The 21571-nt window shown below is 63.9% G+C and carries 21 protein-coding genes; 15 read left to right on the forward strand and 6 right to left on the reverse strand.

Annotated features, from left to right (window positions below; all coding sequences use genetic code 11):
* From EY713_RS10555 to EY713_RS10565, 3 genes are all read left to right on the forward strand, one after another.
* Window positions 1-573, forward strand: coding sequence for a regulatory protein RecX (locus tag EY713_RS10555; protein WP_131114743.1), 573 nt, complete (start codon window positions 1-3; stop codon window positions 571-573).
* A gap of 136 nt (window positions 574-709) precedes the next feature.
* Complete coding sequence (locus tag EY713_RS10560) at window positions 710-2035, forward strand: chloride channel protein (protein WP_170314076.1); 1326 nt, start codon at window positions 710-712, stop codon at window positions 2033-2035.
* 184 nt (window positions 2036-2219) lie between these two features.
* Window positions 2220-2600 (forward strand): hypothetical protein, encoded by a 381-nt coding sequence (locus EY713_RS10565; protein WP_131114744.1) that lies wholly within the window; start codon window positions 2220-2222, stop codon window positions 2598-2600.
* Between the two features lie 48 nt (window positions 2601-2648).
* Here EY713_RS10565 and EY713_RS10570 read toward each other — a convergent pair whose 3' ends face one another.
* The 3 genes from EY713_RS10570 to EY713_RS10580 form a co-directional block, all read right to left on the reverse strand.
* Window positions 2649-3668: a WD40 repeat domain-containing protein gene (locus EY713_RS10570; protein WP_131114745.1), complete on the reverse strand. Its 1020-nt coding sequence runs from the start codon at window positions 3666-3668 to the stop codon at window positions 2649-2651.
* A 58-nt stretch (window positions 3669-3726) separates the two neighbouring features.
* Window positions 3727-4719, reverse strand: coding sequence for a D-erythronate dehydrogenase (gene denD / locus EY713_RS10575; protein ID WP_131114746.1), 993 nt, complete (start codon window positions 4717-4719; stop codon window positions 3727-3729).
* 252 nt (window positions 4720-4971) lie between these two features.
* On the reverse strand, window positions 4972-5670 hold the full coding sequence (locus EY713_RS10580) for a GNAT family N-acetyltransferase (protein WP_131114747.1): 699 nt from the start codon (window positions 5668-5670) through the stop codon (window positions 4972-4974).
* A 55-nt stretch (window positions 5671-5725) separates the two neighbouring features.
* On the opposite strand from EY713_RS10580, the gene EY713_RS10585 reads away from it, so the two are divergent.
* The 5 genes from EY713_RS10585 to EY713_RS10605 all read left to right on the forward strand — a co-directional run bounded on the left by EY713_RS10585 (window position 5726) and on the right by EY713_RS10605 (window position 9058).
* On the forward strand, window positions 5726-5974 hold the full coding sequence (locus tag EY713_RS10585; protein WP_131114748.1) for a type II toxin-antitoxin system Phd/YefM family antitoxin: 249 nt from the start codon (window positions 5726-5728) through the stop codon (window positions 5972-5974).
* Entirely contained in the window at window positions 5971-6354 is a 384-nt protein-coding gene (locus EY713_RS10590) for a type II toxin-antitoxin system VapC family toxin (RefSeq protein ID WP_131114749.1), read from the forward strand. Before EY713_RS10585 ends, EY713_RS10590 begins: the two co-directional genes overlap by 4 nt.
* A gap of 196 nt (window positions 6355-6550) precedes the next feature.
* Entirely contained in the window at window positions 6551-7012 is a 462-nt protein-coding gene (locus EY713_RS10595) for a DUF302 domain-containing protein (protein WP_210215330.1), read from the forward strand.
* Window positions 7009-8001: an SLAC1 anion channel family protein gene (locus tag EY713_RS10600; RefSeq protein ID WP_131114750.1), complete on the forward strand. Its 993-nt coding sequence runs from the start codon at window positions 7009-7011 to the stop codon at window positions 7999-8001. Before EY713_RS10595 ends, EY713_RS10600 begins: the two co-directional genes overlap by 4 nt.
* 247 nt (window positions 8002-8248) lie before the next feature.
* Complete coding sequence (locus EY713_RS10605) at window positions 8249-9058, forward strand: formate/nitrite transporter family protein (protein ID WP_131114751.1); 810 nt, start codon at window positions 8249-8251, stop codon at window positions 9056-9058.
* Between the two features lie 96 nt (window positions 9059-9154).
* Here EY713_RS10605 and EY713_RS10610 read toward each other — a convergent pair whose 3' ends face one another.
* Window positions 9155-10984, reverse strand: coding sequence for an IlvD/Edd family dehydratase (locus EY713_RS10610; RefSeq protein WP_245572968.1), 1830 nt, complete (start codon window positions 10982-10984; stop codon window positions 9155-9157).
* Between the two features lie 187 nt (window positions 10985-11171).
* On the opposite strand from EY713_RS10610, the gene EY713_RS10615 reads away from it, so the two are divergent.
* Window positions 11172-11549: a hypothetical protein gene (locus EY713_RS10615; protein WP_131114752.1), complete on the forward strand. Its 378-nt coding sequence runs from the start codon at window positions 11172-11174 to the stop codon at window positions 11547-11549.
* A 24-nt stretch (window positions 11550-11573) separates the two neighbouring features.
* On the opposite strand, the gene obgE is transcribed toward EY713_RS10615, so the two are convergent.
* A complete protein-coding gene (obgE, locus tag EY713_RS10620; protein WP_131114753.1) occupies window positions 11574-12617 on the reverse strand; it encodes a GTPase ObgE in 1044 nt (347 codons plus the stop codon).
* A gap of 332 nt (window positions 12618-12949) precedes the next feature.
* On the opposite strand from obgE, the gene EY713_RS10625 reads away from it, so the two are divergent.
* The 5 genes from EY713_RS10625 (at window position 12950) to EY713_RS10645 (ending at window position 18958) form a co-directional block, all read left to right on the forward strand.
* A complete protein-coding gene (locus EY713_RS10625; RefSeq protein ID WP_131114754.1) occupies window positions 12950-14386 on the forward strand; it encodes an FAD-linked oxidase C-terminal domain-containing protein in 1437 nt (478 codons plus the stop codon).
* Entirely contained in the window at window positions 14383-15573 is a 1191-nt protein-coding gene (gene glcE, locus EY713_RS10630; RefSeq protein ID WP_425374356.1) for a glycolate oxidase subunit GlcE, read from the forward strand. The genes EY713_RS10625 and glcE overlap by 4 nt, the downstream gene beginning before the upstream one ends.
* 38 nt (window positions 15574-15611) lie before the next feature.
* Entirely contained in the window at window positions 15612-16946 is a 1335-nt protein-coding gene (glcF, locus tag EY713_RS10635; protein WP_131114755.1) for a glycolate oxidase subunit GlcF, read from the forward strand.
* 156 nt (window positions 16947-17102) lie between these two features.
* Window positions 17103-17939, forward strand: a complete 837-nt coding sequence (locus tag EY713_RS10640; RefSeq protein ID WP_131114756.1) for a DUF2076 domain-containing protein — start codon at window positions 17103-17105, stop codon at window positions 17937-17939.
* 140 nt (window positions 17940-18079) lie between these two features.
* Window positions 18080-18958, forward strand: a complete 879-nt coding sequence (locus EY713_RS10645; protein ID WP_245504132.1) for an amidohydrolase family protein — start codon at window positions 18080-18082, stop codon at window positions 18956-18958.
* On the opposite strand, the gene EY713_RS10650 is transcribed toward EY713_RS10645, so the two are convergent.
* A complete protein-coding gene (locus EY713_RS10650; RefSeq protein ID WP_131114757.1) occupies window positions 18955-19851 on the reverse strand; it encodes a LysR family transcriptional regulator in 897 nt (298 codons plus the stop codon). The two genes, EY713_RS10645 and EY713_RS10650, sit on opposite strands and share 4 nt — an antisense overlap.
* Window positions 19852-19981: 130 nt before the next feature.
* Here EY713_RS10650 and EY713_RS10655 point away from each other — a divergent pair, with 130 nt between their 5' ends.
* Window positions 19982-21475 carry a CoA-acylating methylmalonate-semialdehyde dehydrogenase gene (locus tag EY713_RS10655; RefSeq protein WP_131114758.1) on the forward strand — a complete coding sequence of 498 codons (1494 nt, stop codon included), beginning with the start codon at window positions 19982-19984 and terminating at the stop codon, window positions 21473-21475.
* Window positions 21476-21571 lie beyond the last annotated feature (96 nt).

Below are 21571 nucleotides of genomic sequence, written 5' to 3' on the forward strand. Positions count from 1 at the left end.
ATGAGCCGGGACGACCCCGCCGCTAAGCCAGTCCTGAAGCCGGAAACACTGGTCAGGATGGCGACCTATTACCTTGCGCGACATTCGGCGTCGGCAGATCGTCTGCGCGAGGTTCTGGCCCGCAAGATCACGCGTCGCCTTCAGGGTGACGATGGCGGACGGCCGGATGCCGAAGAGCTGCGGGCCATGATCGATCCGGTGGTCGAGCGATTGACCCGGATCGGCCTGTTGGACGATGCCGCTTTTGCGCGCGGCAGAGCCAACAGCCTCGCGGCCAAAGGTCGACCCGCCTGGCGCATCAAAGCCGATTTGGCGCAGGCCGGCGTCGATGCCGATGAAGCCGGGCTGAGCGAGGTTCTCGACAGTCTCGATCCGCTGTCACAGGCGGGCATCTGGGCGCGCCGGCGCCGGCTTGGCCCGTTTCGGATCCGTGATCGGGCAGCCCATCGAGAACGCGATATCGCGAGCCTCGCACGTGCTGGCTTTCCGGTCGGCGTGGCCAAACAGGTGATCGACGGCGATGGCACCCTGACCGAGAGAGACGATCCGGGCATCGACTTGGACCAGGACTGAGCGGCACGGGGAAGCGGCACGGCTCGGCCGATCGCCGTTTCGCGGTCGATCGCATGATCAATCCTGTAGCCACGGCGCGTCCGATGGGTCAAAGCAGGCATCCGTTGATCCTCCTGCTGAGACGATGCCGCCGACCATGACCGATCCCGTTGCTTATCATCGCCGTGCCGGCCGACATGTTCGTCATGTCTGGTGGCCGATGTGGCGTCGTCGTGCCCTTTTCGTCGTCGGCGGACTTGCGGTCGGCGGTTTGGCTGTCGCGATGGCCAAAATGGCCGATGCGGCGCAGGGTCTTTTCCACGGCATGGTGACGATGTGGCCGTGGGCGCCGTTCGTGCTCGGGCCGGGCGGCTTCGCGCTCGCCGCGTGGCTCACCAGCGCCTTTTTCCCAGGCGCGCAGGGAAGCGGCATCCCGCAGGTGATCGCCGCCCATCACATGCAAGATATGCAGCTCCGCTCAAAACTGGTGTCGCTCCGGATCGCTGGCGGCAAGATCGTGCTGCTGCTTCTCGGCTTGGTCTGCGGCGCCTCGGCCGGGCGCGAGGGGCCGACCGTCCAGGTCGGTGCGTCCACTATGTTCTTTTTCGGCCGCCTCGAGCCGCATCGCCAACCGGGCCTGCTCCTGGCCGGATCCGCGGCCGGGATCGCGGCCGCTTTCAACGCGCCGCTCGCCGGCATCATCTTCGGGATCGAGGAGATGAGCCGATCCTTTGAGGTTCGAGCCAGCGGTCTCGTGCTCGGCACGGTCATCGCTGCCGGACTGACGTCGCTGGCGGTCGTCGGCGACTACACCTATTTCGGCTCGACATCGGCAAGCTTGCCGATCGGGCCGCAATGGATCGCGGTGCTGGTCGCCGGCGTGATCTGCGGACTCGCGGGCGGCTTGTTCAGCCGTATTCTGATCGTCGTCGCGACCGGTTTTGTGCATCCGGCCGGACGATGGATCAAGACCAAGCCGATCCTGTTTGCGGCTTTATGCGGGCTTGGGTTGGCGCTGTGCGGGCTGGCCGGTGCGGGATCGATCTTTGGCACAGGCTACGAACAGGCGCAGACCATCTTGCGTGGCAATGCGACGCTGACGCCTTTATTCGGGCCATTGAAGCTGATCGCCACGGCCTTGTCGTCGGTGAGCGGCATTCCGGGTGGTATCTTTTCGCCCTCGTTGGCGGTCGGTGCCGGTCTGGCTCAGGATCTCGCGCCGCTCTTGCCGCAGGTCCCGCTCAGCGTGCTCGCCGTCCTCTGCATGACGGCCTATTTGACCGGCGTCGTGCAGGCGCCACTGACCTCCTTCGTGATCGTGTCGGAGATGACCGAGAACCACGCGCTGGTGATCCCGATCATGCTCGCCTCGCTTGTGGCGCAGGCGGCTTCCAAGCTCGTCTGCAAGGAGGGGGTGTATCACGCGCTGTCGGCCCACTTCATGCCGATCCAAGCGCCGAAGGCGCTTGAAACCGACCATTAACGGTGATCGCCACGCATCGTGTTTCAGCAAGGTGTAAGCGAACCGAATGTGTCGGCCAGCATTGTAGCTTTGCTGCCGCTCAGACCAATCGAAACAAGGGTCGCGAGCCACTTGGGCTCTCAGGCGCCGACCGGATCAAAGGACTTTAACGATGCGTAGTCTAATTGTTGGATGTGCTCTTCTGATGATCGGCAGCTGCGGAGCTTTGGCCCAGCAGGATACCCCCACCGTGCAGGGCGGATCGCCGAACGCACCAGCGCCGGCCGTGCCGACGACCCCAACCCCCGCTCCGGCTCCGGTGGCTCCCGCACCTGTGGCACCGGCTCCCGCACCGGCGCCAGCCCCGATGGCTCCTGCGGCGGCCTCTCCCGCCCCGATGGCCAAGCCCGATGCCGACATGACCATGAAGAAGCCGGCCATGAAGAAGCGTATGTCCCATAAGGGCATGATGATGCATCATCACAAGCGCATGATGCATCATCGTCGGATGATGCGGCACCATTATCGCATGATGCATCGCCATCACATTCCGGCGGCGCATAACCGTTACAACAAGGGCTTCTGAGCGGCTTTTGGTCGGGCGGTCTGTCGTGACCGCCCTATCTTGCTGGCTTCAGCCCGGTAGCGTAAGCAACCCTGCGGCGCCCTTGCGGGTGCCGAACAGCAACTGTTTCCCATCGCGGTCCCAAGCCAGCGCACTCACAGGGTCGGCCGTGCCTGGATCGGTCTTACGAACGAGAATCTCGGACGCATCCGTCAAACGGCATAGGAGGACGAAGCCGTCCTCATAGCCCATCGCTAAGACCAGCGTCTTTGGGTGGAACGCGACCTGCGACACCCGTGACGACCGAACGCCACATTCGCGCGGTGCCTTTCCCATCGGCCCCGTTTTCGAATCGAACGGCCAAACCACACAGGCGTCCGCGCCGGACGTCGCTAACCAATCGCCATCATGCGACCAGGCGAGCGACCGCGATTTTGACGGATAGCCCTGCATTCGCATGTGCTGGCCGTCGGCGAGCCGCCAACCGTGCAAAGAATTTTCCTGCATCGAGGTGACGAGGAAGCGGTTATCCGGCGACACCGTCACATCGAGATGCGAACCCTTCCACTCGAAGACCTCCGGTATGCTCGCGGTGTTCGGGTACCAGAGCGTGGCGCCATTATAATGCGACACGGCGAGGCGATAGCCTTTAGGCGCAAATGCCAGCCCCCTTGCGGAGGTGGGTGCCAACCATGATTTCACCTCGCCCTTCGGGCTGCGCGATCGAACTTGCCGCCCGGCCGCCCACGCCACCGTGCCATCCTCCCGCACCGCAAGGGCGTCGATCCATTTCCCCACTTCATGAGCGATGTCCTGCGTCGATCCATCCGCACTTGTCGCGACGAGCCGTCCGTCGTCACCGCCCGTGATCATCCGGGATCCCTGGGCCGCTGCCGCCAGGATCGCGCCTTCTGGGTGAGCCGATATGCGACGCTCCTCGCCGATGGGCGCCAGCACCACGGTTCCGTCGCCCAGCGCCAGCGCCGGCGTTCTCCCCAGGAAGGCGGCTGCCGTCACGTGAGCGCCAGCCTCGATCGGCTGAACGAGGCTGGTAAGCGAATCGGTGGGTGTGACGGACGGTGCGGTCATGTGTTCCGGCGAGGTTGCGGCGCGACCGAACGATAGTCCGCGCCAATGATAGACGGTATCATTGGCCCAATTTGTCCTCGAGATGAACCCGGATAATGCTGTCGAAGTCGCGCTCAGCCGTGAAGCCAAGCGCCTCGGCGCGGCTCGGCTCGAAACTTTGCGGCCAATTGGCCACGATGGCTTCGATGAAGGGATCGGGCTGGCGGCGGATCAGGGCGACGGCGCTCTCGCCGGCCACGCGCCGCATCGCCTCAATCTGTTCGCCGACCGTGACCGACACGCCGGGCATCGACAAGGTGCGGCGTTGGCCGACGCGTCCGCCATCGATCGTCGCGGCATGCAGGAGAAAACCGACAGCCGAGCGTGGCGAGGCATGCCAATGACGCACATCCTCGCCGACGGGGAGGACCGCTTCCTGCCCGGCGAGCGGCTCTCGGATGATGTTCGAGAAGAATCCGGATGCGGCCGCATTGGGTTTGCCGGGCCGAACCGAGATGGTGGGAAGCCGGATGCCGATGCCATCGACGAACCCCTTGCGGGTGTAATCGGCGAGGAGCAGTTCGCAGATGGCTTTCTGCGTCCCGTAGCTGGTCATCGGCGCGGACAGGAACTCATCGTCGATTGTGGCGGGGAATGGCGCGCCGAAGACCGCGATCGACGAGGTGAAGACGAGGCGAGGCCGGTAGGGGCGGAGGGCGCCTTCAACGGACGATGCGCCCTCGGTGCGGATCGCATCGAGCAAGAAGCGCAGGCCATCCATATTGATCGCATAGCCTTTGTCGAAGTCCTTTTCGGCCTCACCCGATACGATCGCGGCAAGCTGGAAGATCACGTCCGGGCGTTTGGCGATCAGCCGGGGCGCGGCCGCCGGATCGGCGACGTCGATGGTGCCCGTCTCGATCATGAAAGGCGCGTCGACGCGCGCCGGTTCGACAACGTCGACGAGATCCAGCGCGTCGATGGGGTGGGATCCGAGCGTCGCATCTCGAACGAGCCGAGCCGTGAGCTTCCGGCCGACCATGCCGGCCGCCCCGATGATGAGAATACGCATGATCGATCCTTTTATGAGGAAGTCAGAGCAAAAAGCCGTCAGCAGGGGATATCGAACGCAGTCGACGTGTCGCGGCTTTCTTGGCGCGACAGCCTCTCGGCGTGACGAGCCGCGCGCCAAACCCGTGATGCGCTGCCATCAGAACCGCTGTCTCGCCGGCTGCGTGGTCCGCCATGGCCGTCTCTCCGTCCCCTGCAGGCGGTCTTGGCCGCCTTTGCCGATCCTGAGCATGATCGCGGCCGAGCCGCAAGGTCAGGTGGTCGACGGCCGCAGCGCCGCCAGCGACCGACGCTGGCGTCCGTCGGCGTCGAAGTTCCCGGCTGCGAGCCAGCCCTCGAAAGCGCTGCCGCAAGCGGGCCATTCGGTGTCGAGGATCGAGAACCAAGCCGTGTCGCGGTTGCGGCCCTTGACGATCATGTGCTGCCGGAAAACGCCTTCAAACGTGAAGCCGAGACGGTGGGCGGCCACACGCGAGGGCTCATTCATGGCGTTGCACTTCCACTCGTAGCGTCGATAGCCGAGCGTCTCAAACACGTAGCGGGCCAGCAGCGCCATGCTCTCGGTCGCGCCGGGCGTCCGCTGAAGCGGCGCGCCGAACATGATATTGCCGACCTCGATTACGCGATGAACCACGTCGATCCGCATCAGCGCCGCATGTCCGACCACCCTGCGGGAGCCGTTGTCGACAATGGCGAAGAAGAGCGGATCGGTCGACGCGGCTTTTTGAGCGATGTTGGCCGCAAAAACGGCGCGGTCCGAGAACGGCCCGTCGAACATATAGGTCCAGAGATCGTCGCGGCCCGGGCCGCAAGCGGCATCGAACAGCGCATCGGCATGGTCGGCCTCGAGCGGGACGAGCGTGACGAAGCGCCCTGTCAAGGTGACACGCTCGGGGCGCAGGGCCGGATCGGGATCGACGAACGGGCCGATGGGAAGAGCGGGCTGGGTCATGCTTGAACTCGACAGGACGATTAGCTAAGCTAGCTTAGCAATCTGGGCCGAGCCGATGCAAGTCACTGTCCATGCCGCCAAGACCAACCTTTCCAAACTGATCGAAGCGGCCTTAAAAGGCGAAGAGGTCATCATTGCACGCGGTGATCGCCCGGTTGTTCGACTGGTCCCGGTCGAAAAAAGGAACCGTTTCAAGTTCGACACGATGGCCGACCGTTTGACAGGACAGGGTCCTGATTTCTTTGAGCCATTGGATGACAGCGACATCAGCCTTTGGGAGGGCGGCGGAGCCGACCGCTTGTGAAAGCCGTCCTGATCGACACGCATGCATTGGCTTGGGGATTATACGCGAGTCGCCGGCTCTCAAACGTAGCGAGAACGACGATCGGCGAAGCCGAGAATGTCTTCGTCAGCCCCGCCTCGCTTTACGAAATGGCGCAGAAGGTTCGGCTTGGCAAATGGCCGGAGATGGCGCCGTTTCTGCCGAACCTGATCGATGAACTTGTCGAGCAAGGCATCGAGATGGTTCAGCTTGACGCAAAAATCTGCGTTTTGGCCGGTTTGATGGCCTGGCCACACCGCGATCCGTTCGACCGCCTCCTGGCCGCTACCGCGCTCTCCCATGCCGTTCCGATCGTCTCGGCCGACTCGATTTTCGATGGGATCGTCAGCCGGATCTGGTGAGGAAGTTGAAGGTTGATCAGAGCGTCGTCGTAATCGTGTCACGGAGTTGCTCGAGTCTTGATGCGTTAGCTTCATTCGGCCGCTCAAAGCTGGCGAGACCCGACCGCGTCGTGGCGCGATCCTGTCCGCGCCCGAACGTTTTCCTGCGTCGGATCCGCAAAGATTCACACTAGACACGGTGAACGAAGAGTATCGGATGATGACCGGCGACACGTGGGGGATCACGCGGAGCATCGCCGTTACGGAAGATGGGGTCATCATGAGCGGCACAAACACATCCGATATCATCGAAACCGTGTCGGCCCTCTCGTTCGAGGCGACCCTCCAGCGGCTGACGGACGCCATCACCGGAGCGGGCCTGACCCTGTTCAGTCGGATCGACCATAAGGACGGGGCGCGTCAGGTTGGGCTGGAGATGCCGCCCACGACGGTGCTGATTTATGGACATCCAAAAGGCGGAACGCCGCTTATGCTGGCCGCCCCATCGGCCGCGCTCGATTTGCCGCTCCGCGTCCTCGTGCGCCTGCGGGATGATGGGCTGACCGTGATCGCCTTCCATCCGATGGCCAAGGTCCTGCGGGACGCCGGTGTCCCTGAGGATCTCGCGGGTCGGTTGGATGCGGCGCAACAGCTTTTGGTGAAAGCGGTCACAGCATGAGCGAGGCCCAGACGATTCTTCCGCCCGGCGCGCCCTTGCTCGATTATCTGCCGGTGGGCCTCTTTGGCTCGGTGATGGGCTTGACCGGCCTCTCCATCGCCTGGCGGCTCGCCCATACCCACTTCGGTGTGCCCGAATGGATCGCCATGACGATCGCGGCGGTGGCGATCGTCGCCTTCGTGGTGGTGGCGATCGCCTATCTCGTGAAGCTCGTCACGGCCTTTGCGGTCGTCCGGACCGAGTTCCGGCACCCCATCGCGGGCAATCTATTCGGCACGGTTCTGATCAGCCTTCTCTTGCTGCCCATCCCGCTAAATCCCTTCGCACATCAACTCGCCCAAGCTCTCTGGATGGTCGGCGCTGTGGGGATGATGCTGTTCGCCGTGCTGATCGTCTCGCGTTGGATGAGCGACCGACAGCAGGTCGCCCACGCGACGCCGGCCTGGATCATACCGGTCGTGGGACTGCTGGACGTGCCGCTTGCGCTCCCGACGCTCGATTTGCCTCCGCTGCATGGCTTGATGGTTTTCTCTCTCGCGGTCGGTCTGTTCTTTGCCGTCCCGCTCTTCACGCTCGTGTTTTCGCGGCTGCTTTTTGAGCCCCCGCTCCCCGACCCGCTGAAGCCGTCACTGCTGATCCTCGTTGCGCCTTTCGCGGTCGGCTATTCGACCTATACGGTCACGGTCGGGCAGACGGATCTCTTTTCCGAAGTGCTCTACATGTTGACGCTGTTCATGCTGGCGGTGCTGCTCGGGCAATTGCGAAATCTGCCCGTCTGCTGCCCGTTCCGCGTCTCCTGGTGGGCCGTGAGTTTTCCGCTCGCAGCCAGCAGCATTGCGGCGCTTCGCTTTGCGGTGAGCGAGCCCGGCCTGATCACGGACGGGATCGCCATCGCGCTGCTCGGTCTGGCGACGCTGGTTATCATCGGGCTTCTCGGTCGCACTCTATTCGGCGTTGTGACCGGCGAATTGCGAACCCTGAGCAGTTAAGCGGTCCGTCGTCGTCGACTGCCGACCCGACGGTCAGCGCGGCTTTTTCGCTCTTTCGCCCCGACGCGGGAACCCTTTGCTTGGGCCATCGAGTTGGCCTGCGTTCGGCGCATATCGCTGGTATGCCGTCTGACCGTCGGTACTCCCGCCGGACGCATCGAGATTTTGCGAAAGGGGCACATGCGTGGCCGAGGCCGATAACGATCAGGTAGATGACCAGGCGCATGCGCTCAGCGCCGCGTCAAACATGACGGATGTGTCAGACGCCGAGCGGGACATCATCGAAGCCCATAGCCGCCCCAATGCGGCGCTGATCCACGAGACGATCCGGGCCGAGGGTGAAAGTGAAATTGCCCGGCCCGTCAAAGCGCTCCTGTTTTCCGGGCTCGCGGCCGGTCTCGCGATGGGTTTTTCCCTCATCGCCGAGGGCGTTCTCCGCGCGCACTTGCCCGACGCGCCGTGGCGGGATCTCGTGAGCAAACTCGGCTATTCGGTCGGCTTTCTCATCGTGGTGCTCGGCCGCCAGCAGCTCTTTTCCGAAAATACGATCACGCCGATTCTGCCGCTTCTCTATAACCGCGATCTGCGAACGCTCGGCCTCGTGGCGCGGCTGTGGGGGCTGGTTCTCGTGGCCAACATCGTCGGGACTTGGATCGTTGCCGCGGTGCTCGCCAAAACCGATCTCTTCACCGCCGAGATCCGGACGGTTTTCGCAACCATCAGCCAGCACGCCATCGAGGCGTCCTTCGGCCTCACACTTCTCAAGGCGATTTTCGCGGGTTGGCTGATCGCCCTGATGGTGTGGCTGATGCCGGGCGCCGGCGAGTCGCGATCCTCCCTGATCGTGCTGCTCACATGGTTGGTGTCGGTCGCGGGATTTGCCCACATCATCGCAGGCTCGGTCGAAGTGAGCTTTCTAGTCGTTTCGGATCAGGCCAGCCTTGCCGATTATGTGGGGCGCTTTTTCGTGCCAACCCTTCTCGGAAACGTGCTCGGCGGCGTGACTCTCGTGTCCGCCCTCAACTATGGGCAGGTCGTGAGCGATCTCAAGGAATGACGGACCGGAAGCGAAGGAACGGTCGCGCGTGCTGGTGTGAGTCAAGGGCTCGCCCAAGGCCGAAGTCGGGGCCGAAGGCGAGCCTTGATCGCGGCCTTAGTGGTTGTCGCGCGGAACCCCCATGGTCTGAGCGACGCGCTGATACTTCACGGCGGGCTTGAGCACCATGCCCTCGTCGAACTGATCGACCATCGAGCGTTGGATTTCCTGCCACGGCGTCTGGTTGCCGGCATAGTGGAAGCCACCCTGGCCCTTGAGGTCGGCGCGACGCTGCGCAAGGTCCTCGTCGGTGATCATGATGTTGGCGCTGCGCTTGTTCAGGTCGATCCGGACCCGGTCGCCCGTCTTCAGGATCGCGAGCCCGCCGCCGGCCGCCGCTTCCGGCGATGCATTGAGGATCGAGGGCGAAGCGGACGTTCCGGACTGGCGACCATCGCCGATGCAGGGCAGGGCGTGGATACCGCGCTTGATGAGGGCCGTCGGGGGCTGCATGTTGACGACTTCCGCGCCGCCCGGATAGCCGATCGGCCCGGTGCCGCGGATGAACAGCATGCAATGCTCGTCGATGTCGAGGCTCGGGTCGTCGATCCGGTGGTGGTAATCCTCCGGTCCCTCGAACACGATGGCGCGACCCTCGAAAGCGCCGAGATCACCGGGCGTCGACAGATAACGGTCCTGGAACTCCTTCGAGATCACGCTCGTCTTCATGATCGCGTTGTCGAACAGGTTGCCCTTCAGCACAATGAAGCCGGCCTCTTCGCGCATCGGCGTTTCGATCGGCGTGATGACGTCCGGATCGCCGATCTTACGATCCTTGTTGTTATGGCCGATCGTCTTGCCGTTGGCCGTCATAGCATTCTCGCGAATGTGACCCTTCGACATCAATTGCGCGATCACGGTGGGGACGCCGCCGGCGCGGTGGAACTCTTCGCCGAGATATTTGCCGGCCGGCTGCATATTGACCAGTAGCGGGATCTTATGGCCGATCGTCTCCCATTCCTCGATCGCCAGCGGCACACCGATGTGGCGTGCGATGGCATTGATGTGGATGGTGGCGTTGGTCGAACCGCCGATGGCGCTGTTGACCACGATGGCGTTTTCCAACGCTTCGCGCGTCATGATGTCGGACGGCTTGAGGTCTTCCCACACCATCTCGACGGCACGACGTCCGGTCTCGTAGGCGATCTGCCCGCGTTCGCGGTAAGGCGCCGGAATGGCGGCGCAGCCCGGCAGCGTCATGCCGAGCGCTTCAGCCAGCGCGTTCATGGTCGAGGCCGTGCCCATCGTGTTGCAATGACCAACCGAGGGAGCCGAGGAGGTGACGATCTCCATGAACTCTTCATAGTCGATGTTGCCAGCCGCCAATTCCTCGCGGCTCTTCCACACGATGGTGCCCGAGCCGGTCCGCTCGCCATTGTGCCAGCCGTTCAGCATCGGGCCGCCGCAGAGCACGATGGCCGGAATGTTGACCGTCGCGGCTGCCATGATGCAGGCCGGGGTGGTCTTGTCGCAGCCCGTGGTTAGCACGACGCCATCGAGCGGATAGCCGTAAAGCGTCTCCACAAGGCCGAGATAGGCGAGGTTGCGATCGAGTGCGGCCGTCGGGCGCTTGCCGGTTTCCTGAATTGGATGGACCGGGAATTCCATCGGAACGCCGCCCATCGCAAGGATGCCGTCGCGCACGCGCTTGGCGAGCTCAAGGTGATGGCGGTTGCACGGCGACAGGTCGTTGCCGGTCTGGGCGATGCCGATGATCGGCTTGCCCGAGCGCAATTCGCCCGGGGTCAGGCCGAAATTCAGGTAGCGCTCGATATAGAGGGCCGTCATGCCCGGGTTGTCCGGGTTGTCGAACCAGAGTTGCGACCGCAGCTTGCGCTTGCCCGGTGTGGGCGCGGGCGGTTGGGTCGGATCCATTTCGTGTGACATCGTTTTCTCCCGGCGCGGGCTCCTCTGAGTCGGCCTGTCGCTCGACTGTTTCTAAACTGGTTTATCCCCGGTCGCACGGCCGATGCAACGATTGGTCTGCTTTTTCATCGCCCCACCCGTTCAGCAGCGGTTCAAAGCGGCTGTGACATAAGCGACACGTTGGGTCAGCCAATATGGAGATTGTTTGATGAAGATCGTTTCGAGCCTGGTTCTCGTCCTGGCACTCGGCCTGACGCCTGCGTTGGCCCAGACCGCTGCCGCGCCCGCTACGACCGCTGCTCCCGCCGCTGCGGCCCCCGCCGCGACCGCGGCGCCCGTCGCCTCCGATCTCACGAAGGACGGCAAGCCGCGCATGAAGTTCGTACGCGCCCAATGCAAAGACGAGGTCCAGAGCCAGGGCCTGAAGGGTGCGGCCCGCAAGGATGCCATGGCGGCCTGCATCGTCAAGCAGCGTCCCGACAAGGCGGCGGCCATGAAGTGCCGCATGGACCCGCAGACCAAAGGCATGGACAAGACGGCCCGCAAGGCTTTCGTCAAGGATTGCGTCGCCAAAACCAAGGCCTGACGCCATCCATCACGCGCGCCGGCGTTATTCCGGTGGCAGCGGTTCCCATGCGGGGGCCGCTGCCGCGATCGTCTCGGCCCGATGCGCGTCGATCGATTGCAACAGCAGGCCGAGCACGTCCTTCACACCGATGCCGGCCACGGCCGACAGTTTGAGCGGCGTATGGCCACAAGCGCGCTTGAGCTTGGCCATCTGGCTCTTCAGCGTCTCCGGATCGACCGCGTCGACCTTTGACAAGGCGACGATCTCGCGCTTTTCGGCGAGGCCATTGCCGTAGGCTTCGAGCTCGCTCCGGATTGTCTTATAGGCCTTGCCGGCATGCTCGTTTGTCGCCTCGATGAGATGCAAAACGACCTCGCAGCGTTCGATATGCCCGAGGAAGCGATCACCCAGGCCAAGGCCCTCATGAGCGCCCTCGATCAAACCGGGGATGTCGGCCAGCACGAATTCGCGGTCGCCGACACCGACGACGCCGAGGCCGGGCTTCAGCGTCGTGAACGGATAATCCGCGATCTTCGGCTTGGCGGCCGAAACCGTCGCCAGGAAGGTCGATTTCCCGGCATTCGGCAGGCCAACCAGCCCGGCATCGGCGATGAGCTTGAGCCGCAGCCAGATGGTCCGCTCGATACCGACCTGGCCGGGATTGGCGCGACGCGGTGATTGATTGGTCGATGTTTGGAAATGGGCATTGCCGAAGCCGCCATTGCCGCCCTTGGCGATCCGAAGGCTCTGGCCGACTTTGGTCATGTCGGCGATCAGCGTCTCGCCATCCTCGTCCAGCACCTGCGTGCCTTCCGGCACGCGGAGAACCGCATCCAGGCCTTTGGCGCCGGAGCGGTTCTTGCCCATGCCATGCATGCCGGTCTTGCCTTTGAAATGCTGCTGGAAGCGATAGTCGATCAGCGTGTTAAGGCCCTGCACGCATTCGATCACGACATCGCCGCCCCGGCCGCCATCGCCACCATCCGGCCCACCAAATTCGATGAACTTCTCGCGGCGAAACGAGACGGCACCAGCGCCGCCGTCTCCCGAGCGGATATAGACTTTGGCTTCGTCGAGGAATTTCATAACAGTCGAGTCCAGAGGGCGAACGAGCGGCGCATCGCCGGACGTCGGGTGTGGCGGCTCACGTGCATCAATCGCGTGATGCGACGGGTTTGGCGGCCAGATCGAGCTCGTGCCGACTTGAATGTCGGCCGATCAGCAGTGGATAGCCGAATTCCGCTGTTTTTAAAAGCGTTGCGCGCAGACACGCCATCGCGGTGATCGACGCGTCTCGGAGATGTGGAGGGCGCGACCAGTCGACACTCGCTTTTATGGTCAAGCAGACTATGATTCAGGCATCGAGATGGACAAGACCGGGGCGCGGCATGCGCCTGGGCGCCGGGAGGATGAGCAGCATGACCGCCATTGCGTTTCCGCTTCCGGACGCTGGGATCATGGCGCGCCGCGATGAGATCGTCGCGGGTCTCGCGACGTTGGTGCCGTTCGACTGCCTCATCACATCCATGAACGAGCGTCGTGCTTTCGAGACGGATGGGCTGACAGGGTACCGGAAAGTGCCGCTCGCGGTGGTGCTACCCCGCAACACCGAGGAGGTGGCGGCCGTGATGCGGTATTGCCATCAGCAGTGCGTCAAGGTTGTGCCGCGTGGGGCCGGAACGTCGCTCAGCGGCGGCGCCATTCCGCAGGAGGACGCCGTGGTGATCGGCATCGCCAAGATGAACCGGATCCTCGACATCGATTATGCCAACCGCGCCGCAAGGGTCGAGGCCGGCGTCACCAATCTCAGCATCACCGGAGCGGTCGTGCACGAGGGCTTTTTCTACGCGCCCGACCCGTCTTCGCAACTCGCCTGCACCATCGCGGGCAATATCGGCATGAATTCGGGCGGAGCGCATTGCCTCAAATATGGGGTCACGGCCAATAACGTGCTCGGCGTTCGCATGGTGCTGGCGGATGGCACCATCGTGGACATCGGAGGCGAGCATCTCGATGCCGAGGGGCTCGATCTTCTGGCGTTGGTGATCGGCTCGGAAGGGCAACTCGGCATGGTGACCGAGGCCACGGTGCGGATTTTGCGCTCGGCCGAGGGCGCCCAGCCGGTGTTATTCGGCTTCGCATCGACCGAAGAGGCGGGGGCGGCGGTCGCGGCCATCATTGGCGCTGGGATCATCCCGGTCGCCATGGAATATATGGATCGGCTGGCGATCCAGATTTGCGAGGATTTCGCCCATGCGGGCTATCCGCTTGATGCCGAGGCCATGCTGATCATCGAGGTCGAAGGCTCCGAGGACGAAATGGCGGCCCAACTCGGCCGCATCATCGCGATCGCCAAGCAGCATGGCGTCAAGACCGTCAAGGAAAGCCGCTCCGCCATGGAGACGGCCGCGATCTGGAAGGGGCGCAAATCTGCCTTTGGCGCGACCGGCAAGGTGGCGGATTACATTTGCATGGACGGCACTATCCCGACCGGCCGCTTGCCCGACGTGCTGGCCCGGATCACGGCGATCTGCGACGGGCATGGGCTGCGGGCCGCCAACGTGTTTCATGCCGGCGACGGCAATCTGCACCCGCTGGTGCTCTATAACATCAACGATCCGGCCGAGCAGGAGAAGGCCGAGGACGCGGGCAATCAGATCCTAAAGCTCTGCGTCGAAGTGGGGGGCTGCCTGACCGGTGAACATGGCGTCGGGATTGAAAAGCGCGATCTGATGACCTGCCAGTTCTCGACCATCGACCTCGATCAGCAGATGCGGGTCAGGGCCGTGTTCGACCCCGGCTGGCGGCTCAACCCCGCCAAGGTGTTCCCGCTCGAGGGGCGGTTCACCGCGTGAGCGACATCCTGTGTCCGAACGACGAGGCCGAGGCCGCCGACGCCATCCGCGACGCAGCGTCTCGCCGCATGACGCTTCGGATCGAAGGCGGCGGAACCCGGGCGGGCCTCGGTCGGCCTGTCGATGCGGCGAGGGTTCTGTCCTCCTCGCGGTTGAGCGGCGTCACGCTGCAGGAGCCATCCGAATTGGTCATCTCGGCCCGCGCCGGAACGCCCTTGTCGGATCTCGAGGATGCTTTGGCCACGACAGGCCAAATGCTGCCGTTCGAGCCGGTCGATCTCTGCGGACTTTATGGAACCTCCGGCCGTTCGACGGTCGGCGGCGTCGTGGCCGGCAACTGGTCGGGCCCGCGCCGGATCTCGGCGGGTGCCACGCGGGATCACGTGATCGGCGTCCGCTTCGTCAATGGACGGGGCGAGATGGTTAAATCGGGCGGCCGGGTCATGAAAAACGTCACGGGCCTCGATCTGTCGAAGCTGATGTGCGGCGCGCATGGCACGCTCGGCTTCTTGACCGAGATCACCTTCAAGGTTCTGCCACGACCCGAGACCGAAGCGACTCTCGTGCTGCGCGGGCTCGACGATCATCGCGCGATTCCGGCTCTGGCGAAGGCACTCGGCTCGCCCTTCGAGGTGACCGGCGCGGCGCATCTCCCGGCCGGGATCGACGGCGCGGAGGCCCGCACCCTGATCCGCATCGAAAACTTCGCCGCCTCGGTCGATTACCGCTTCGCGCGTTTGGCTGCGTTGCTCCAGAGCGACGGCCCCAGCGAGCGGCTCGACGCCGCGACATCATCGGCGCTGTGGCGACGCGTCCGCGACGTGACGCTTCTGTCCGAACCGCGCGAGGCGGCGATCTGGAAGCTGTCGGTCGCGCCGACACGCGGCCCCAGCGCCGCTCATCTGATCGGCAATCACGTGGCCGGGCGCTGCTATTACGATTGGGGCGGTGGGTTGATCTGGCTCGCGACCTCAGCGGCCGGCGATGCCGGGGCGGCCGCGATCCGCCAGGCCCTGACCGTCACAGGGGGGCATGCCACCTTGGTTCGGGCGCCCGACTATGTTCGGGCGCGGGTGGACGTCTTCCAGCCGCTGTCGGCGCCGTTGATGACCATCACGACCGGCCTCAAGGCTAGCTTCGACCCCGCCGCACTCCTCAATCCAGGCCGTATGTACGCCGGCTGTTGAGGCCGCCCGTCCGTCCATCATCGAGGCGCTTTCCCGCCATGCAAACCAAATTCGATGCCGTCGCGCTGGCCGATCCCCACACACGGGAGTCGGAGAAGATCCTCCGGACTTGCGTGCATTGCGGGTTCTGCACCGCAACCTGTCCGACCTACCTGCTGCTTGGCGACGAACTCGATAGCCCACGCGGCCGCATTTATCTCATCAAGGACATGCTGGAAGGCGGCAAGCCCGCCACGGCCGATGTGGTCAAGCACCTCGACCGCTGCCTGTCTTGCCTGTCCTGCATGACGACCTGCCCCTCCGGCGTGCATTACATGCACCTCATCGATCATGCCCGGTTGCATATCGAGAAGACCTACGACCGACCGTTCGGCGACAAGCTCGTCCGTTCGGTCTTGGCGTTTGTGCTGCCGCATCGGGGACGGTTTCGTCTCGCGTTGCAGGCCGCACGGCTCGGCAAGCCGCTGCGGCCGCTCGTCGCTCGGCTTCCGGCTGTCGGCGCGCGGCTGGCCGCTATGCTGGATCTGGCGCCGATCAATCTGCCAGCTCCGCTGCCACCTGCCAGCACCCGCGCCTCGGTGGATGCGGCTCCCCGCAAACGCGTCGCGCTGCTGACCGGCTGCGCCCAGCCGGTGCTGAACCCCGGCATCAATGCGGCGACCATGCGGTTGCTCGACCGATCCGGCGTCGAGGTCGTGCTGCCCAAGGGGGAGGGCTGCTGCGGCGCGCTGGTGCATCACATGGGTCGGGAGACCGAGGCCCTCGGCTTCGCTCGGCGTAATGTCGACATCTGGACCCGCGAGATCGAAGCCGGCGGCCTCGACGCCATCTTGATCACGGCGTCGGGTTGCGGCACCACGATCAAGGACTACGGCTTCATGCTGCGCGAGGATGCAGCCTATGCCGAGAAAGCCAAGCGCGTGTCGACGCTCGCCAAGGACATCACCGAATATCTCGTTGGGCTCGACCTCAAGCCGCGGCGGGCCACCGGCCAGGTCGTGGCTTATCATTCGGCCTGTTCGATGCAGCATGGGCAGAAGCTCGGCGACCTCCCGAAGCGGCTGCTGAAACAGGCCGGCTTCGTGGTCAAGGATGTGCCGGAGGGGCATATCTGCTGTGGGTCGGCCGGCACCTATAATATTCTACAGCCCGAGATCGCGGCGCAGCTCCGCGCCCGCAAGGTTGCCAATATCGAGCGCATGGCGCCCCAGGTGATCGCCACCGGCAATATCGGTTGCATGACGCAGATCGGGCTCGGCACCGCGATCCCCATCCTGCACACGATCGAACTCATCGATTGGGCGACAGGAGGGCCCCGGCCCGCCGGGATGGCCGGCTTGGCGGACGAACCGAGGCTGGTCGCCACCGAATAATCACCGTGACCCTGCATCCTCTTCGATCGACCGTCGGTTGATTGGTGGGAGCAGATGCCCGCCGGATGTCGCGCCAACGCGGCACCCCTAGCGGCGCCATCGGCGCTTCCCATATCTGCCTCGGGCGTCGTCGCCCGGTTTTGAGAGAGACGTGTCATGACTCCCGAAGAACGCCAGTTGCTGTCAGGTTTGTTCGACCGTATTCACGGCGCGGCTGCTCAACCGCGTGATCGCGATGCCGAGGCTTTCATCGCCGACGCGACAAAGGCGCAGCCTTATGCGCCTTATCTTTTGGCCCAGACCGTCATCGTTCAGGAGCAGGCGCTGCGCGCCGCGAACGAGCGCCTTCAGCAGCTGGAAGAACAAGTTCGCCAGGGTGGCGTGCCGCAGCAGGGCGACACGAGCTTTCTCGGGAGCATCGGCAAGTCGTTGTTCGGCGGTGGAGCGTCTCAGGAGCCGCCGCGGCAGTCGGTTCCCTCGACAGGCTACGGGCAGCAGGACCCGGGCAGCCAACGTCCGGGTGGCCCGTGGGGTCAAGCCGCGCAGCAGGGCAGTTATGCCCCTCAGCAGGGGTATGCCCCTCAGCAGGGGTATGCGCCTCAGCAGGGCTACGCCCCTCAGCAAGGGTATGCGCCGCAGCAGGGCTACGCGCCGCAACAGGGTGGTTTTGGCGGAGCCCCGCAGCAAGGCGGCGGCTTTTTGAAGGGCGCGCTTGGTGCGGCGGCCGGTGTGGCTGGCGGCGTGTTGCTGGCGGATTCGATCAAGGGGCTGTTCGGCGGACATAATAATCCGTTCGGCATCGCGTCTGGCGCGGGTCTGGGCGGCATGGGGCAGCCCGGCGGCGAGACGGTCGTCAACAACTTTTACGGTGACGACAATAACGGCGGTGCGACCCCGACCGCAGCCGACGATGCCCAGCAGGATTTCCTGCAGGATACGTCGGACGATTTTGCCGGCGGCGGCAGCGACAACGACGATAGCTACAACGTCTAAGCAACCCTGCCATCCGCTTGCATCCGCGAGCGGCATGACTTAATCGGCGGAGCCCTTGTCAAGCGGGGGCTCTGTCTGCGTTCAGCAATATACTGGCGACGTCTCTGTCGCGCGCCATGTCTCCGACGAGTTAAAACATCTTGATCGACGAAGCTCTGCGCATCGACGCTCACCAACATTATTGGGACCCGGCCCGCGGGGACTATTTTTGGATGGTCCCCGGCGGCAAACTCGATCGTGTGTTCGCCCCGAGCGATCTCCGTCCATGCCTCGCCCGCAACAAGATCGGCGGCACCGTGCTGATCCAGGCGGCGCCGACGCTCGAGGAAACCGATTACCTTCTCGATATCGCCGATCGCGAGCCGACCGTGATGGGCGTCGTCGGGTGGATTGACTTTGAGGATCGGTCGCATCTCGCGGCGCTCGAACGCTTTCGGAAAAATCCGAAGTTCAAGGGCATCCGGCCCATGATCCAGGATATCGCGGACCCCAAATGGGTCATGCATCCAAATCTGTCCTGGGCGTTCGACGCTCTGGTCGAGTATGGGCTATGTTTCGATGCCCTGCTTCACCCCCAGCACATTCTTCCGCTGCTGAAGCGGTTGTTGCGCTACCCGAACCTCAAGGTCGTAATCGACCATGGCGCGCGTCCGCAGATTCGGGACGAGGCGTTCTCGACATGGGCGGCCGACATCGCTCGGCTGGCGCGGGAATCCTCGGCCTTCGTCAAGCTCTCGGGCCTCACGACGGAAGCGGGTCCAGAATGGACCGAGCATGACCTCGAGCCTTATGCGAGCCACATCCTCAACACGTTCGGACCCGAGCGCGTCATGTTCGGCTCCGACTGGCCCGTCTGTCTCCGAGCCTCCTCCTATGACCGGTGGGTGGATGCCGCGTCGGCGCTGACGGCGTCCTATTCGGATGCGGAGCGCGCCGCCGTCTTCGGCGGGAACGCCAAGGCGTTTTATGGCCTCGACGACCTGACGGCTGCGGTTGGCCCGGGCCTCATTAAGGCCTAACCCGACACCACGGGCTGGAAGATGGCTTTCTCAGCCTCGACCGACGCCACGATGTGGTCGTGGACGGTCCGCACCCGCCCAAGGCCCCTAACGTCCTCGTGTTCGACGATCCAATAGCTGCGCTCGGCGCGCCGCTCGGGCAAAAGACGCACCAGATCCTGATGCTGCCCGGCAATAAAATCGTGCACGATGCCGATGCCAAGTCCGGAGCGGATCGCCTCCAATTGGCCGATCGCACTGGTGCATTGGAAGCTGGTCGGTGTGTCGTCGAACAGGGTTCGCACATAGTCGAGTGCCGACGAATAGGCATAATCCTCGACATAGCCGATCAGGCGATGCTGGCGCAGAGCTGCGAGATCGAGCGGGGTTCCGTAGTGGTCGAGATAGGCCCGGTCCGCAAAGATGCCGAGCGAGTAATCCGTCAACTTTCGGGTCACGTAGCGACCGCTGTCGGGCTTCTGTAAGGCTACGAGAATGTCGGTTTCGCGCCGGGACAGCGGGATAACTTGCGGGGTGGGAACGAGCTGCACCGTGATGGCCGGATGGCGCGCCGCGAAATCAGCAAAGCACCGCGCGAGATAATAGGTCGAGAAGCCATCCGGCGCGCCAATCCGCACGGTACCCGAAAGCTCGAAATCCTTGTCGGTGAGCTCGGACCGGACGCGCAGCACGTCGCTTTCGATCCGTTCGGCCGATTGCAGCAGCCGCTCGCCCGCCGCCGTCAGCGCCACGCCGGTCGTGCGCCGAACGAACAACTTGGCTTTGAGATCGCGCTCGAGCGCCGTGACACGCCGCCCGACCGTCGCGTGATCGAGGCCGAGCAAGCGCCCCGCCGCAACAAATTGGTTGCTGCGCGCGACCGCGAGAAAGACGCGCAGATCATCCCAATCCATCTTAGCCCAATTCTGCACAGCCGGTGCGCAAAACGCGCGATTGAGGCACAAGGATGAAACCCATTAGTGCTAGCGTCAAGATCGATCGGCCGGTCGGGCTAAGACCCGACACCATGTTTGGGAGAGCATCATGACGGATTACGGGCATTTCATCGGCGGCCGACACCTGGCCGGCACCTCGGGCCGCTTTGCCGACGTCTTCGAACCGATGACGGGCGAGGTTGCGGGCCGCGTGGCGCTCGCGTCGCAAGAGGAGATCCGCGCGGCGGTCGCCAACTCGGCCGAGGCTCAGGTCAAATGGGCCGCCGTCAACCCGCAGCGCCGTGCACGTGTGTTGATGAAGTTTCTGGATCTCATCAACCAGAACATGGACGAGTTGGCCGAGTTACTGTCGCGCGAGCACGGCAAGACCGTCGCGGACGCCAAGGGCGACATCCAGCGCGGCTTCGAGGTTGTCGAATTCGCCTGCGGCGTTCCGCATCTGCTCAAGGGCGAATTCACCGACGGGGCAGGGCCGGGGATCGACGCCTACGCCATGCGTCAGCCGCTCGGCGTCGTGGCCGGCATCACCCCATTTAACTTTCCGGCCATGATCCCGATGTGGAAGTTTGCGCCTGCCATCGCTTGCGGCAATGCCTTTATTCTCAAGCCGTCCGAGCGTGACCCCGGCGTGCCGATGCGCCTCGCCGAACTGATGATCGAGGCAGGTCTGCCGACCGGCATCCTCAATGTGGTCAATGGCGACAAGGTTGCGGTCGACGCGCTGCTCGACGATCCCGACATCAAGGCCATCGGCTTTGTGGGCTCGACCCCGATCGCCGAATATATTTACGCGCGGGGTGCGGCGTCCGGGAAGCGCGTCCATGCCTTCGGGGGCGCCAAGAACCACATGGTGATCATGCCGGATGCCGACATGGACCAGACGGTCGATGCCTTGATCGGCGCGGGATATGGGTCGGCCGGCGAACGCTGCATGGCAATTTCGGTGGCGGTGCCGGTCGGCAAGGGAACAGCCGACCGCCTGATGGAAAAGCTCGTCCCGCGCGTCGAAGCGCTCAAGATCGGGCCATCGTCGGACGCCAGTGCGGATTACGGTCCGCTCGTCACGCAGGCCGCGGTCGACAAGGTGCGGTCCTATGTCGAGATCGGCCTCAAAGAAGGCGCGACCCTCGCGGTCGACGGACGCGGCTTCAAGATGCAGGGATACGAGAAGGGCTTCTATTTCGGCAGCTGCCTGTTCGACAACGTCACCAAGGACATGCGGATCTACAAGGAAGAGATCTTCGGCCCGGTTCTTTCGGTGGTGCGCGCCAAGACCTACGAGGAAGCTTTGTCGCTTTGTAACGACCACGAATACGGCAATGGCGTCGCGATCTTCACGCGCGATGGCGATGCAGCGCGCGACTTCGTCAGCAAAGTGCAGGTCGGCATGGTCGGGGTCAACGTGCCGATCCCCACGCCGCTGGCTTATTATTCCTTCGGCGGTTGGAAGCGGTCCTCGTTCGGCGACTTGAACCAGCATGGGCCGGATTCGATTCGGTTCTACACCAAGATGAAGACGGTCACGTCGCGTTGGCCGTCCGGCGTCAAGGAAGGTGCGGAATTCTCCATGCCAACGATGTGACCGGCATGGTCGGCTGGGTTTGCCCGGGAGGCCGACGGCAGCCCCGGCCAGCCCCGCCGTTCTGCTTCCGTACTCTTTTACCGGCCCTTAATCCGC

This window comes from Lichenihabitans psoromatis, from assembly GCF_004323635.1.
In the GTDB taxonomy this organism is placed as follows: Bacteria; Pseudomonadota; Alphaproteobacteria; order Rhizobiales; family Beijerinckiaceae; genus Lichenihabitans; species Lichenihabitans psoromatis.